General features: G+C 38.1%; 13 protein-coding genes. 1 reads left to right on the top strand and 12 read right to left on the bottom strand.

Annotation, left to right across the window (positions count from 1 at the left end; genetic code table 11):
• Positions 1 to 148: 148 nt before the first annotated feature.
• The 5 genes from V7124_RS22305 to V7124_RS22285 all read right to left on the bottom strand — a co-directional run bounded on the left by V7124_RS22305 (position 149) and on the right by V7124_RS22285 (position 5645).
• Entirely contained in the window at positions 149 to 745 is a 597-nt protein-coding gene (locus V7124_RS22305; RefSeq protein ID WP_335493631.1) for a 50S ribosomal protein L25, read from the bottom strand.
• Between the two features lie 372 nt (positions 746 to 1117).
• Positions 1118 to 1918, bottom strand: a complete 801-nt coding sequence (larE, locus tag V7124_RS22300) for an ATP-dependent sacrificial sulfur transferase LarE (RefSeq protein ID WP_335493629.1) — start codon at positions 1916 to 1918, stop codon at positions 1118 to 1120.
• Positions 1919 to 1981: 63 nt separating this feature from the next.
• Positions 1982 to 3244: a nickel-dependent lactate racemase gene (gene larA / locus V7124_RS22295; protein ID WP_335493627.1), complete on the bottom strand. Its 1263-nt coding sequence runs from the start codon at positions 3242 to 3244 to the stop codon at positions 1982 to 1984.
• Between the two features lie 122 nt (positions 3245 to 3366).
• A complete protein-coding gene (locus tag V7124_RS22290) occupies positions 3367 to 4485 on the bottom strand; it encodes a 2-keto-3-deoxygluconate permease (protein ID WP_335419524.1) in 1119 nt (372 codons plus the stop codon).
• 17 nt (positions 4486 to 4502) lie between these two features.
• Positions 4503 to 5645: a glycerate kinase gene (locus V7124_RS22285; protein WP_335493625.1), complete on the bottom strand. Its 1143-nt coding sequence runs from the start codon at positions 5643 to 5645 to the stop codon at positions 4503 to 4505.
• A gap of 144 nt (positions 5646 to 5789) precedes the next feature.
• Between V7124_RS22285 and V7124_RS22280 the strand changes: the two genes are divergently transcribed.
• On the top strand, positions 5790 to 6890 hold the full coding sequence (locus V7124_RS22280; protein ID WP_335493623.1) for a CdaR family transcriptional regulator: 1101 nt from the start codon (positions 5790 to 5792) through the stop codon (positions 6888 to 6890).
• A gap of 173 nt (positions 6891 to 7063) precedes the next feature.
• Here the strand turns inward: V7124_RS22280 and V7124_RS22275 are convergent, their stop codons facing one another.
• The 7 genes from V7124_RS22275 to V7124_RS22245 form a co-directional block, all read right to left on the bottom strand.
• Complete coding sequence (locus tag V7124_RS22275) at positions 7064 to 8374, bottom strand: MDR family MFS transporter (RefSeq protein ID WP_335419516.1); 1311 nt, start codon at positions 8372 to 8374, stop codon at positions 7064 to 7066.
• A 426-nt stretch (positions 8375 to 8800) separates the two neighbouring features.
• On the bottom strand, positions 8801 to 10048 hold the full coding sequence (locus V7124_RS22270; RefSeq protein ID WP_335493621.1) for a sensor histidine kinase: 1248 nt from the start codon (positions 10046 to 10048) through the stop codon (positions 8801 to 8803).
• Between the two features lie 11 nt (positions 10049 to 10059).
• Positions 10060 to 10731: a response regulator transcription factor gene (locus tag V7124_RS22265; protein ID WP_335419914.1), complete on the bottom strand. Its 672-nt coding sequence runs from the start codon at positions 10729 to 10731 to the stop codon at positions 10060 to 10062.
• 256 nt (positions 10732 to 10987) lie between these two features.
• A complete protein-coding gene (locus tag V7124_RS22260) occupies positions 10988 to 12127 on the bottom strand; it encodes an ABC transporter permease (RefSeq protein ID WP_335419925.1) in 1140 nt (379 codons plus the stop codon).
• Positions 12099 to 12836 carry an ABC transporter ATP-binding protein gene (locus V7124_RS22255; protein WP_420489578.1) on the bottom strand — a complete coding sequence of 246 codons (738 nt, stop codon included), beginning with the start codon at positions 12834 to 12836 and terminating at the stop codon, positions 12099 to 12101. Before V7124_RS22255 ends, V7124_RS22260 begins: the two co-directional genes overlap by 29 nt.
• Positions 12836 to 14077: an efflux RND transporter periplasmic adaptor subunit gene (locus V7124_RS22250; RefSeq protein ID WP_335493619.1), complete on the bottom strand. Its 1242-nt coding sequence runs from the start codon at positions 14075 to 14077 to the stop codon at positions 12836 to 12838. The genes V7124_RS22255 and V7124_RS22250 overlap by 1 nt, the downstream gene beginning before the upstream one ends.
• An 18-nt stretch (positions 14078 to 14095) precedes the next feature.
• Complete coding sequence (locus V7124_RS22245) at positions 14096 to 14305, bottom strand: hypothetical protein (protein WP_335419908.1); 210 nt, start codon at positions 14303 to 14305, stop codon at positions 14096 to 14098.
• Positions 14306 to 14592: the final 287 nt, after the last annotated feature.

Below are 14592 nucleotides of genomic sequence, written 5' to 3'. Positions count from 1 at the left end.
TTCGTTTTATTTATACTTTTAATGGTAAAAGACAAACAGTTTAATAGCCTGAAATATGCTCAGTTAATGAAGCTTAGCGTGGGAGCTAATTTTCGTAAGTTGATTGCAACTTCTTCGACTTATTTTTATTATTGTTAATATTTCAGGATTAAACTCCCGATGCTTCAACTTCACTAGCATCCTCTTCTTCTGTTACAGGTTTCACATAGTCCACCATCATGACGGCTTCTTCATCCTCATGATTGAACGTACAGTTACTATACTCTTTTTTAATATCTGCTATTTGAACAGTATGACCGATTTCAAAATTTGTCATATCAATTTCAATACTATCAGGGATATTATTCACATTTGCTGTTATATTCAATTCGTGCAGAAACTGTTTAACAATTCCTCCAACTTTTTCTCCATTAGATGTTCCCTTTAAAATCACACTAACACTTGTATCTATTTCAGTGTGCTTATCAACCTGAAGAAAATCCACATGAAGCATATCCTTTGTTACAGGGTTATTTTGGTAATCTCTTAAAATAACATCTTTTGATTTTCCATTAAGGTTTAGCGATATAATACCATTTCTACCAACGTCCTTTATCACTTTTCGTAAGTCTGCGTTCTTAATAAAAATAGATTTAGTATTAATCTCTCTTCCATAAACAATCCCAGGAATTTCCCCATCTTTCCTCATTGTTTTCAAAGTAGATTTTTTAACATCTTCTCTTTCTTGTGCTGCTAGTGTATTCATTTCTTACTTCCACCTTCCTAATTAAATGAATCTTAGACTCTTATTTTTATAGTCTAAAACTATTAAAAATTATCTTACTATTTAAGTATATCTAATCCTGTAGATTATTTCAAAGACTTAGGTTCCCCGTCTTGTTTACTGCGAAAGCCTCTTTAAACTAATTTCTTCGAAAAAGAACCTTTCTAAATATTTTTTCAATATCAAATTGCCACCTTAAATGATGTTGTTGTATAACCCTAAGGGCTTCAAGAAATGCAAAAAGAAGCCTCTCAAAAGTTCAAACTAAACTTATGAGAAGCCTCCGTTAATTTCCTCAATGTTAGCATTCCACTCTAATCTAACTCAAAAACCATTTTGTTTCTACTTCTCAACTTAGCGCAAAACCTTATTCATGCTGCCACTTTTATAGCCAACAAGATCCATTGTAATATAGCTGTATCCAAATTCTCGAAGTAATGCTGTGATTTCTTGATGATGTTCCAGTAATCGTTGCATCTCTTGTGGCTCTACTTCAATTCTAGCAATCTCACTATGCGTACGGACCCTTACTTGGCGAATTCCAATGGCACGAATAGCTTGTTCCGATTGATCTATCCTTGTCAGTTTTTCTATTGTAATGTGCTCTCCATAAGCGATCCTTGATGAAAGACAAGCAAAGGAAGGCTTATCCCATGTTGGCAAACCCATTTGTTGTGAAAGCTCACGAATCTCACTTTTATAAAGATCTGCTTCCTGAAGCGGCCCCTTAACGTTATACTCTTTCGCTGCCTTTATCCCTGGTCTGTGTTCTCCAAGATCATCAGCGATTAGGCCGAAAGCTACATTCTTATAGTTATGCTCTTCCATAATGGGTACAAGAAGCTCGAATAAGCTTTTTTTGCAAAAATAGCACCTGTTTGATGTGTTTTCAGAATAACCTGGAATATTTAATTCAGATGTCTGAATAACCTCATGTTTTGCTCCTAGCTGTTCCGCAAGTTTAATGGCTTCTTGTAATTCCTCAAAAGGGTAGGTTTCACTATCCGCTGTTACAGCCAATACATTTTCCCTGCCAAGAGTGTCGAGTGCAGCCTTCAATAATAATGTACTGTCCACACCACCAGAAAAGGCGATGACGACAGTTTCCATTTTCCTTAATATTTCTTGAAGTTTGCTATATTTTAATTCTAGCATGACAATCTCCTTTACTAACGTTTTGGCGCTAATTCAATTGTGTTTATGGCCAAATTGCCCCTTTTACTCTTCCACATATGGAATGGTCAATGGACCTAATGGTAAAACGGCTATCGACATATTTTCTCCGTATGTTTGTTTCAATTCCTCTAAAGTTTGTTCAATATTATGAGTAGGCTTTAGCATCGCACCTGTAACTTGTTCATCTGCGAGCATGGAATACACATAAATATCTGACCATACTTGCGTCACCGCTTGTTTCTGGACCTGCCATTGATCAAACATCTTAAAATTCGGATCATTAATTAAATCCAATAAAGCTTGCGGGGTGTCAGCGAATTCAAAAATCTTTGAATAATTACCATGACTGGGAAGACCATCCGAACATTCAGAAGCCACAATAATCGTTCCGCCTTTTTTAACAATTTTATGTGCTGCACTCATCCCTTTAACAGCTTGATAAAGATTTTGGTCAAGCGGGTAACCAGAATTGGATGTAATCACGACATCGAATCGATTCTGACACTTTATCATGGCATGTTTTTTTACAAATTCACAACCTTTATCATGTGCTTCATACAATTCACCAGCAAATACAGATGTGATTTTCTTTTCTTTATTTAAGGTAACATTAAACATGAAATCAGGTTTACACATACGATTGATTTCACGAGTCATTTCTTGAACCGGATTATCCTCCATATTTCCCCATGTGGAACGAGCATCTCCAATCATTCTTGCATTGTGGAAGGTCAAAATGGTTTCAATGCCAGCAATTCCTGGCATAATTCCCTTTGGACCGCCAGAAAAGCCTGCAAAAAAGTGCGGTTCGATAAAGCCTGTTACAATACGAAAATCGGCTTCTACGTATTCTTTATTTAAAAATACATCACAACCAAACTTACTTTTTCCGAGATTAACCAATGTCTCTTTATCATGGCATTGATTGTTGATGATTCTTATATTATCTACAACCCAATCACCAAGCATTTGAACAAATTCTTCCCTTGTTTGGTCACGATGGGTACCCGTGCCGTTAATAATAACAAAATTTTCTAATGGAACATGATTAAGTTCTTCAATCAGTACGGGTACCATCTTGTGATTGGGTGTTGGTCTTGTAATGTCACTAATAACTATGGCCACTTTATCCGTTGCTTTCACCATTTCTTTTAAAGGCGCTGCGCCAATTGGATTTCTTAATGCTTCTTTTAGTGCTTCAATTTCATTTTCTAATCCTGGTAAATGATTTGGTTCTACAATAAACGCATCATTAGGCAACTGAAGAGTAAGGCCAGTTTTACCATATAGTAAGGTTGTTTCCATTAAAATCCCCCACCTTTTTCTTTTGTTTAATTATGTTATGAAATTACCAAAACACACATTTTCCTATTTTCTAAAAAGATATAATAACCACACCCCTGAGAGAGTACTCAGGGGTGTTAATCTTATTTTGCAATATTTTGGGTACCTTGCTTCGTATTTACTATTTCACTTTCTAAAGTACCATCAATTCCTTTTCTTTTTTGATACTTATCAACTAAGATAACAGCAATTGGGCATAAAACCGCCGTTGTAAGAACGGCAATGGAAATTTGCGCTGTTGCCAGGTTGGCAATTTCAGCATAGCTAGCTGCTTCAGCTTTACTCATCATCCCCGAACTTGCCGCAACGGCAGCTGCCGCTGCAATGGCTGCTGGAGTACCAACTGCATTACCTGCTGTAGATGCTTCCGCCCATGGTGCAATTTGGCTTTTCTCTCTAAACAATTTGAATACTAACATACCTGTAGCCCCTGTTAGAACAGTCGTAAGAATTCCGAGTGTTAAACCCGCTGCTACAACGGAAGGATTGAAGAAATTAGCAAAGTTCATGCCAGCACCTAAAGCGAAGGCAAAGAATGGTACTGGTAAAATTTCTCCTGGCTTTAGGAAGGCACGAATTTCAGGATCTAAGTTTCCTAATATCATTCCAATTCCAATTGGTAATAAAACAGCGATAAAGGCGATAACCGGGAATTTGGAACCTAATAAACCTAAAGACATTAGAGTAAAGAAGGGACCGTCATTAAGAGATAAAACCGCAACTGCTCCTACATCAGAACGGTTTCCATATTGGCCAGTTAAGGCTGCATACATTCCACCATTTCCGTTAGTCATTGCCGCAATAATGGCAATCGTTGAAAGACCAAACAGTCCTGCCATGGGGTCAAATAAATATCCAAAGAGAACACCGATCCCTAATCCTGTTAAATATTTAGAAGTAGTAAGTAAGACACCCTTTTTTAAGGCTGTCCCCCCTACTCTTATATTCATTTGACTACCTGCACAGAAAAGGAATAAAGCAATAAGGACTAGTGCACCGTTTTTAAAAAGAGCTTCAGAAAAACCGCCTATTCTTAACATTTCATAATTGCCTTCAGCTGTTTGAGCTACACCTAAAGATTTTAAAAAGTCCATAATAACCGGCAAATGTAATTGATCAATTGTATTAAGTAACGCACCTAACATTAGAGGGACAACCATCAGACCTCCAGGGACTTTTTCAATCGCTTGTTTAATTTTCATGTTATATAACCACCTTTCTAGTCTTTAGTTTTATGGTAAAAGAAGGATCTGACTACTTGTTCTGCACTCTTAGCTAATAAATCCGCTGCATTCTCGATGGCTTCATTTAATGTCATAGGCTTGTTTATAATACTGTTTACACTTACAATGCCGTGTTGATATAACACATCAATTCCAGTACCTATAGAGCCAGCAATAATAACAGTAGGAATATTCTGTATTTTCGCTGCCTGAGCTACCCCCATCGGAGTCTTGCCTGAGGCAGTTTGGAAATCCACTTGACCTTCTCCTGTAATGACAAGGTCAGCTCCATCAAGAGCCATATGAAGGCCTGTATGTTCAATAACCACATCAATCCCTCGTTTCATTTGCGAAGGAAAAAACGCTTGAAATGCCCCGCCTATTCCACCAGCTGCTCCTGCTCCTTGTAAATCATGAAGATGGACACCAGTTACTTTTTCAACTTCATCTGCCCAATGTGCGAGACAATCATCTAATTGCAGAACCATCTCTGGTGTTGCCCCCTTTTGAGGACCAAACACATGTGACGCTCCTTTTGGACCAATTAAAGGGTTTTCTACATCCGAAGCAATTAGAAACTGGCAATCATGTATCCTCTCGTCGAAACCACTTACATCAACGGTATGAATTTTAGAAAGCTCCGCACCACCTGTGGAAATTTGTTTCCCGTACTCATCTAAAAGTGATAACCCAAGTGCCTGGAGCATTCCTACTCCGCCATCATTGGTAGCTGAACCTCCCAGCGCTAATATAAATGACGTAAATCCATCATCTAAAGCCTGTTTAATCAGTTCCCCTGTTCCAAAGGTAGTAGCTTTTAAAGGATTTAGCTCTTCTCGAGGAACTAGCGATATACCAGAGGCATTTGCCATTTCGATGACGCACGTCTTTCCATCACCCAAGACGCCATATTCCGCTTCTACTTTATGACCTAAAGGTCCAGTTACTTGAATGGAAATTTTTTGTCCATTCGTGGCAGCAACTAATGTATCTAATGTTCCTTCTCCACCGTCCGCAACTGGAAGACGTACAGTGTCAGCATAAGGATGAGCCTTAAGAACACCTTGTTCTATTGCTCTAGCTGCTTCATCAGCATTTAAACTCCCCTTAAATGAGTCAGGGGCTATGACAATTTTCATATCTTCCCTCTTTCTGAAAACGTTTTCAATACTAGTTTCATTATACTAAGGTTGATTTTATAATTCATCGGATGTACAATACAAAAAAAACGCTTTATTTTGATGTTTTTTTGTACAATTCGACTAACATTATCGGAGGAGACCATGTTAACAAGAGAAATCGCCCAAACGATTGTATTAGAAACCTCTCTTCGCCTCAATAGAAATATTAACATCATGGATGAAAAAGGGATTATCATTGCCTCAGGTGATTCTTCAAGGATAGATGATATTCACGAGGGAGCACTTGCCGTTCTAAAAAGTGGTGAAACACTTATTATTTCTTCCAATGAAAGAGGAGTTTGGAGAGGAGCACACCCCGGCATCAATCTACCAATTGTATTTCAGGATAAAATAGTAGGAGTAATCGGGATTACAGGCAATCCTAAAGAAATAGAGGAGCTAGGCGGCATCGTAAAAATGATTACGGAGCTTATGATTCAAGAAAAATTTATCGCTTCACAATTGGAGTGGAAAATGAGAACGAAAGAAATGATTATCGAGGAACTTTTGAAAAGCGCTCCATCCTATAGCAATATCGAACGCTGGCTTAACCTAGTTGGCCAGAACCTTCGGGAACCATTTATCACAGCTGTTATTCAAATGACAGATCGCACCATCTCGAATCAATCATTAATCAGTAAAATTGAAGAATTAATTGGTGAAAAACACTGCCTTGTGGGCTTTATCAATATTAATCGAATGTTTATTGCTTTTTCCGGTTACAATGAGCACGAATCAGACAAGAAGCTGAACAGTATTTACGAGGCACTGAAAAAACTTAAGTTAACATTTCGATTAGCTTACAGCACCCCTTTTATATCATTAAGTAAGTTTAATCAATCTTATATTGATTGTGATCTTGCCCTTCAAATAAGTGATGAAAAAGAGGATTTCATTTCATTTGTTGAAGTGGAACCGAAAGCATTAATTTATAAAATAGATCGTGTTTGGGGAGAAAAGTTTACCGATAGAATCATGGATAAAACCATAGTTAAATATTCTGATACTTTAGATGTCTTTTTCAAAAATAACTTAAATATTCAACAAACTGCTGATGACTTATATCTCCATCGAAACACACTCATTTATCGACTTAGTAAAATAGAAAAAGACACGGGTTATGATCCAAAAAAGTTTAGAGATGCGTTGACACTTCAGCTCGCACTTTGGTCTGATAAGAGATTAAAATCCGTTGAACTGTGAGTGTAAAAAGTGTCAGGCCGCTATACAACAAGGGAATGAGCTGCTATTCCATCTTACCGGGCGATAAACTTGGTAACAGCCTTCCCTCCATTGGCATTTCCCGAATCCTATGAAACAAATTCAGGCATTTTTTACTTTAATCATTATGATGATATTAACTAATCTGATTTATGTTAAATTCGTTCTACTGCTGTAACTTCCTTTTTAACAGGAAGAATCTGATTCTTTTCCTTCGCTTCGGATACCCATTTATCAAGTGATAAATAAATAATTCCAGCAATGATACAACCAATTCCGAGAACCGTAAATAGAACCTGACCAAGATGAGCATCAAGCAAAAAGCCGGCAAAGATCGGACCTACTGCACTACCAACGATCCACTGAAGACTAGCTGCCCCCATATAAGTACCACGTAAATGTTCAGGTGCAATATTCGCTACAAATGTCATTTGTACCGGGGATAAGAGCATTTCCCCTAATGTGTAGATTCCATAGATAATGAGAAGGATTAAAAGGATACTCCAAAAGGAAAACTGTAACTTTGTAAAAAATATTGGCAGCCATCCTACCGCAAGCAGCCCAAAACCAAATAAAACTGAACCAAATAACATGACCTTACCAAGTTTACGCTTACTTGCCCATCTCGATATCGCAAATTGAAAGAAAACGACCAGAGCTCCGTTAAAAGCCATTAAATAAGGATATGGATTTTGAGCATCGGAAAGTCCCGGCAATTGTTGATCAAAATGCAATGGCAGCATCCCTTCTGTTTGTGAAAATCCCATCGAAATCACAATTCCCGTGATAATATAGAAAAATAAAATTTTATCTTTGATGAGCACCGTAAAAATAGATGGCAGTTTCTCTTCTTCATCAAAAACTTTCGTATCCTTATTTCGTTTATTTTTCGGTAATGTTTCTGAAAGCAAGAGCGCTAAAAAAAAGGAATAAACAAAAACGGATGAAGCAGCAATGATAAAAATAACTGATTTTGATAAAAACACAATCGATGCACCAAGCAATGGACCAATTGCTGCTCCAATATTATGTCCCATACGCAGCAAACCATATGCTTCCGTCCTACCCTCTTCATCCGTCACATCGGCGACCATGGCTGATGCCGCAGGATGGAAAAGTGAATTAAACAAGCCAAAAAAACTCGATATCACTAAGAATGGATAGAAGCCGTCGAAAAAAATAAAACCAAGCATCACCAGCCCATTTCCAACCATTGAAACAATCATAATAGGCTTCCTGCCATATGAATCCGCAAGCCTTCCTCCTATTAATGAACCAAGCACTCCGGCAAGCGGCCCCATCGCCATAACCACACCGACCTGCCAAAAGTGATCCACCTTATCGCTCATATATAAGGCAAAAAAGGGCATTAACATCATCATCGCAATACCATTAATCGATTCACCGATAAAACGAATCCAAATATTACGATCCATTTTTCGATATGCCTGTAAAGTCATTTTCATTTCATTTCCTCATTTCACTTTGACATCTTCAGGACATAAAAGCCGTGAGCAGAGTAGACCCGCCCACGGCTTTTAACTAAAATAGAGAAGGAGAAGGAAACCTTACGATTGATCCATCGCCGTATAGTTAAAAAGGGGACACTCTCCCGTTAGACAAAAAAACATTTTGGTGGAACGAACGTCTATTAACCAATTAACGATATGACGTAAACCAGTCAGCATTTCCTTATACCTCCTATTCCTGAAATTTTAAAATTATCTTAATTATCCATTCAAATTATAAATTATTACTAGCAGATGTGTAAAGAAATCCCAAAAAACTTGATAAGCGAATTCTAATAACACAAAAAACCACTCCCTAATTTTTATAGGAAGTGGTTATTATTATAACTAATTACTGGTATATCCTCTCCAGAAAGGCATCCTTTATATCTTTTGATTCTTTGGAAAAATAATTTCAAAACAGGTTCCCACTCCAACTTTGCTATACACTTTTACTTTGCCATGATGTTTGTCAATAATCCATTTTGCAATAGCAAGCCCAAGACCAGCTCCCGCTTCTTCAGTCCTGGATTTGTCCACTTGAAAAAATCGATCAAATAGTTTGGGTATATTCTCTTCGTCTATACCAATGCCATTATCCTTTACTTTAATCAAAACGGTATGAGAGGTATGGGAACAAGAAATAAAAATTTTTCCTCCCTTTTTCGTATTCTTCATAGCATTATCTAATAAAATGACCATTAATTGATGGATTCTCTCCTTGTCTCCGATAAGAAAGACAGAAGATGGGGTATTTAATACAAGTTCTTTTTCTTGATATAAGGCTATTTCTGAGTAATGTTCGATTAATTCCTTCAATAATTGACTTAATAAAAACTCTTTCTTTTCCATTTCTAGCTGATCTGAATCAGAGCGCGCCAATGTAAGCAAATTGGAAACCAGCTTTGACAATCGTCTCGCCTCTTTTGATATGACAGATATATCTATTGCCTTATCTTGTATGGTAGAAGTCGGGGAACGCCATAATAGATCTGTTTTAGTCTGGATAACAGCTAAAGGTGTTCTTAATTCGTGAGAAGCGTCTGACACAAACTGTTGCTGCTTTTGCCATGCTTTTTTAATTGGAACGAGTGCCCTTCCAGCCAAAAAGAATCCCGCACCCACCGCACACACACTTCCAATACTGGAACCGATAACTAAAATTAATAGCAATGACTGAAGCATGTCTTTTTCGGAAGTAATGTTTCTTGCAAATTGCACCGTTATTCCTCCAAAATTTGGATGATGCGCTTTTATTGCGATGGTTCTAAAGTGGAACCCTTCTGCTTCTGTGTCTTGATGTATTCCTAACTCTTTAGGGCGAAATTTTGATTCGTTGTCGGAAAAAATTGTTCCACCCTCATTTAAGGTAATCAGTTCATTTTTTTCGTTCCATATCAGTAAAGCAATACGGGGGTCTCTGGGACCTATCGGCAATCCATCCGGCTGTATCAGCGGCCTGCGTTGTCCTGGCCCAGCTACACGTTCTACCGCCTCAAGCAAATCATTGTTAACATCCCGATATAAACGCGACCCGGCATAAGAATAAATAACGGATGCAAGAACTCCGATTAAAATGATGAAGACTAATGAATTTAAAATAGTAAGTCTAATACGAGTTCGTTGAAACATATCCTTCTCTCCTACTGAACTTTCAGCATATATCCAATGCCGCGTACGGTTTGAATGTCTTTATGATACCCGAACGGTTCCATCTTTTTGCGAAGATGATGGACAAATACTTCTACTATGCCAATTGTTGTATCGGAATCAAATCCCCATACTCGGTCGTAAAGCTGTTCTTTCGTCAAAATGGCACCTTTGTTCTGAATCATAAATTCTAGCATTTCATACTGTTTTAACGTTATTTTTATAGGATAGCCATCTACTAAAATGGCTTTTTCTTTTCCAAATAGTTCAATCCCTCGATATTGAATCGTTTGATTTGTCGTTAGACTGCCACTCCTTCTCAATAACGCTCGAATACGCGCTTGCAGTTCCGGTGCTTGAAATGGCTTGGTCAGATAATCATCTCCTCCAAAGTCCAATCCTTTGACCCGATCTTCTAATGAATCTTTGGCAGTCAAAAACAAAACAGGGGTCTCAATATGTCCCCCGCGTATCTTTTGGATAACCTCAAATCCATCCATTTCCGGAAGCATAACATCAAGGACAATCAAATCATATATATTTTGCATGGCCATAAATAACCCTTCTTCTCCATTTTCTGTGCAATCCACTTCAAATTCTTCAGATAAAATTTGGTTAATAGACTCTAGCAAGGCCACGTTATCTTCTACTACTAATATACGCATCATGTGTCACTCCTTTCTTACATAGTAACAAAACAAAGCGTTCGCAGAAACGAATCGCTTTGTTTTTACTATTGACAGTTATCATAAAGATTGTTGTTAAAATCCTACAGCCGATTTTAACGTGGTATAATCTATTTTTGGGCTCGAAATGAAGTTTGCGAGCGCTTTTCTTAATTGAAGGCTATTTTGCAATAAATCATAGCTCATTAAAGGGTTTTTAATCTCCAAAAGAACAAAGTATAAGAAAAGCGCCTTTCTATTCATATCGAAGAGCCTGAATCGGGTCAAGCTTAGAAGCTTTATTCGCCGGAAACACACCGAATACAACTCCAACTAATAAAGAGAAAACAAATGATAGCAGCATAACAGGGATAGAATAAACTGTTGCTGTACCTGTTGCTAACGTAAATATGTGAGCACTAATTACCCCTATTCCTATTCCAATGATCCCACCGAGTGAACTTAAGACAACTGCTTCAATAAGGAATTGAAGCAGAATATTATTACGTTTTGCTCCAATTGCTTTTCTAATGCCAATTTCTTTTGTACGCTCTGAAACGGATACAAGCATAATGTTCATTATACCAATCCCACCAACAATAAGAGAAATTGCTGCACTTCCGCCTAACATTAAAGTCATCGTTTCATTAACAGATGATGCAGTTTCCATTAAATCTTGGGGACTTGATACACTATAACTATCCGCATCACCCACAATGGAATACATCGTTCTTTCAATAAGGTTGGATATGAAATTCATCATATCTTCATTCTCTACCTTTACATATACTGTCCCAATAGTGGTAGTAGAAGCTAAACGTTGTCCTGTGCTAAGAGGGACAAGAATCGTATTATCTCCACTTGTTCCTAAGGAACTTCCAACTGATTCAAGAACGCCCACAACTTTGTAGGATGTCCCGTTTACCTTTACTGATTCACCAACCGGGTCGCCTAAACCGAATACTGTTTGGGCTGTGTCTGAACCCAGTACGGCAATTCTTGAATGATTATCATGATCCAAGTCTGCAATGAAACGTCCTGATTGCAGCTGTAAATCACGGACATCTAAGTAGGAAGAAGTTGTTCCAATCATTGACACTTGTGTGTTCGTTTTCCCGTTTTTTACTGTTACCCTTCCAGACACTGTTGGGGCAATTTCTTCAATACCATCGACAACATGAATTTGATTAGCATCCACTTCTTTAAATGTAACATCTGAACCCGTAACCGATACAGTTAATACATTTGTACCCAGGCTGCCAATTTGATCTTGTACTTCTTTTGTTGACCCCTGTCCTATCGCAACCATGACGATCACCGAGGATACACCGATAATAATCCCTAACATCGTTAGAAATGCTCTAATTTTATTTGATTTGATACTTTTCAGTGCCATATTGAGTGTCTGCAAACCATTCACCTCCATTCTCATAGAGTTGTCCATCGTGAATACGAACAACACGGTTTGCTTTTTTTGCAACGTCTAAATCATGGGTAATGAGAATAATGGTATGTCCCTGCTCATTTAATGAATGTAAAATCCCCAAAATTTCCTTACTTGTTTTACTATCTAATGCACCAGTTGGTTCATCTGCTAGTAAAATAGGAGGATGTCCAACCAACGCACGAGCAATTGCAACACGTTGCTGCTGGCCGCCAGACAATTGAGCAGGCAAATGATTCGCTCTATCTGCCAATCCTACTTTTTCTAATACTTCTAATGCCGTTTCTCTTCGTTTCGCTGCTTTCATTCCTCGGTAAATGAGTGGGAGTTCGATATTCTCAACTGCTGTAAGCTTCGATATAAGATTGAAGTTTTGAAAAATAAAACCTATTTTTTCATTTCGAATGGTTGCAAGCTGTGAACTCTTCATTTTTCCTATATCTTCAGTATCTAAAAAGTATTCACCAGAATCAGGTCGGTCTAGACATCCAATCATATTCATAAATGTTGATTTTCCGGAGCCCGATGGACCTATAATAGAGATAAAATCGCCCTTTTGTATATCGAGGGAAACACTTTGAAGAGCCAATACCGTTTCGCCGCCAAGTACATACTCTTTCTGCATGTTTTTAATTTGAATAATCGGCTCATGAATAGTCATTAGTTTCCACCTCGTCCGCCTGATGGAGCACCGCCACCAAATGGGGCTCCTCCTCCATTTCCTCCTCCAAAGTCACTACCTGGGAAGCTGCCGCCTGGGAAGCCACCGCTTGGCATCATCATCATTCCTCCTCGGGAAGAATTTCCACTAGATTGTACGATCGGTATTTGGATAGATTCTCCCTTTTTTAAACCACTTATAATTTCAACATACGTATCATTCGCAATACCTGTTTCTACTGTTACTTTTTTTGTAGATTGTGTGGAATCGTCAGAAGTTGCAGGAACTAATACATATTTTTCATCTCCGCTTTTATATACGGCTTCTACTGGAACGTATAGCGCGTCTTCTTTATTCTCGATTGTGATACTTGCTTCCGTTGACATACCAATTTTTAAGTTTTTTGGATCAGTGATTTGGATTGCAACATCAAATGTAGACACTCCATTTGACGATGTTCCCACATTTGCTACACTCGTTACAGTTCCTTCGAATGCTTCTTCTTCAAATGCAGTTGCGGTTATTTTTACTGCCTGTCCTACTTGGACTTTTGTAATATCTAACTCATCAACACTAATGGTTGTTTGCAATGAGCTGTAATTTGTAAGGTGTGCAACTGTCTCTGAATTTTGTACAGAATCACCGTTTGCAATAGAAAGGCTAGTAATGGTACCATCAACCGGAGTTTGTAAGATACTACCATCTGTAAAGGTTACGAGTGTGTCACCTGCTTTGACAACATCTCCTGCCTTTACACTGACAGTATCCGCTGTTAAGCTACTGCCACCAGTAGTTCCTAAGCTATCTGAACCATTATTGTCTCCTCTTGTTACTGGTGAAATGACCCCATCTCCATCTTCGATACGAAGCAGGATTGTTCCTTTTGAAGCTCCGCTGCCACTTTCCACATTAACTGCTGTGATTTCTCCACTATTTGGGGCCTTAACAACATCACCATTTTTAAACGTTACAAGTGTTTCCCCTTTAGATACGGTATCACCAGATGCTACACTTACACTCTCAACAACAAGAATTGTATTTTCGGCTGTTACATCATAATCGGTAATGGCTGTAACCGAACCTGAACCACTCACGGCTACCTCTAATTTCCCTATTTGTACTTGTGTCGTTTGTGCTGCAGCCGCAACATTTTGAGTTTGATCTTTTTCCCCTAAAAGGAACCAGGCGCTTGCTCCTCCGATTACAACAATAATCGCTGAAATTATTATCCACTTTTTCAATGTTCTATCTCCTTTCTATCATTGAGTTTGACCTGATTGACCTTGACTAGGCTGGAATTGGCCATTACCCGGGAACATCTGACCGTTCCCTCTTGGTCCCATTTCTGAAAAATCAGGGCTTTTACTTTGTTTATAAACTATATAACCTACCCCAATAGCTGCACACGTACTTATCACCAAATTTACGATGAGTAAAATTTTTATTAGATCTTGTTTAGCTTGTTCCATTTTTTTGCCTCCTTATTTTAAGTTGATAAGCCCATTATGAAATTCGTTCCTTAACTTTTCCTTAAGATTTCAACTTTAGATGTCAAATTAATGTAACCTTTCTTACGAATGTTCCAAAAAAGACAGATGGCTACATGAGGCACTGAAAAGTCCCTATAGGTTTAGATAAGCGAAGGCTTCCTCAATAAAATTGAGGAAGCCTTCGCATTTTTTTATGTATTATAGTTGTATTAGTTTTGGCGGTGTCTCGGATAATCTAAATCAATAACCACAACGCATCCCAGGTG

This window comes from Neobacillus niacini (assembly GCF_036961885.1).
GTDB classification, from domain to species: domain Bacteria; phylum Bacillota; class Bacilli; order Bacillales; family Cytobacillaceae; genus Neobacillus; species Neobacillus niacini_H.
This window is presented reverse-complemented; position numbering and strand designations above follow the sequence as displayed.

Coding starts and splice junctions, on each gene's coding strand:
- V7124_RS22305 (WP_335493631.1), bottom strand. CDS start 745: ATGAATACACTAGCAGCACAAGAAAGAGAAGATGTTAAAAAATCTACT.
- larE (WP_335493629.1), bottom strand. CDS start 1,918: ATGCTAGAATTAAAATATAGCAAACTTCAAGAAATATTAAGGAAAATG.
- larA (WP_335493627.1), bottom strand. CDS start 3,244: ATGGAAACAACCTTACTATATGGTAAAACTGGCCTTACTCTTCAGTTG.
- V7124_RS22290 (WP_335419524.1), bottom strand. CDS start 4,485: ATGAAAATTAAACAAGCGATTGAAAAAGTCCCTGGAGGTCTGATGGTT.
- V7124_RS22285 (WP_335493625.1), bottom strand. CDS start 5,645: ATGAAAATTGTCATAGCCCCTGACTCATTTAAGGGGAGTTTAAATGCT.
- V7124_RS22280 (WP_335493623.1), top strand. CDS start 5,790: ATGTTAACAAGAGAAATCGCCCAAACGATTGTATTAGAAACCTCTCTT.
- V7124_RS22275 (WP_335419516.1), bottom strand. CDS start 8,374: ATGAAAATGACTTTACAGGCATATCGAAAAATGGATCGTAATATTTGG.
- V7124_RS22270 (WP_335493621.1), bottom strand. CDS start 10,048: ATGTTTCAACGAACTCGTATTAGACTTACTATTTTAAATTCATTAGTC.
- V7124_RS22265 (WP_335419914.1), bottom strand. CDS start 10,731: ATGCGTATATTAGTAGTAGAAGATAACGTGGCCTTGCTAGAGTCTATT.
- V7124_RS22260 (WP_335419925.1), bottom strand. CDS start 12,127: ATGGCACTGAAAAGTATCAAATCAAATAAAATTAGAGCATTTCTAACG.
- V7124_RS22255 (WP_420489578.1), bottom strand. CDS start 12,836: ATGACTATTCATGAGCCGATTATTCAAATTAAAAACATGCAGAAAGAG.
- V7124_RS22245 (WP_335419908.1), bottom strand. CDS start 14,305: ATGGAACAAGCTAAACAAGATCTAATAAAAATTTTACTCATCGTAAAT.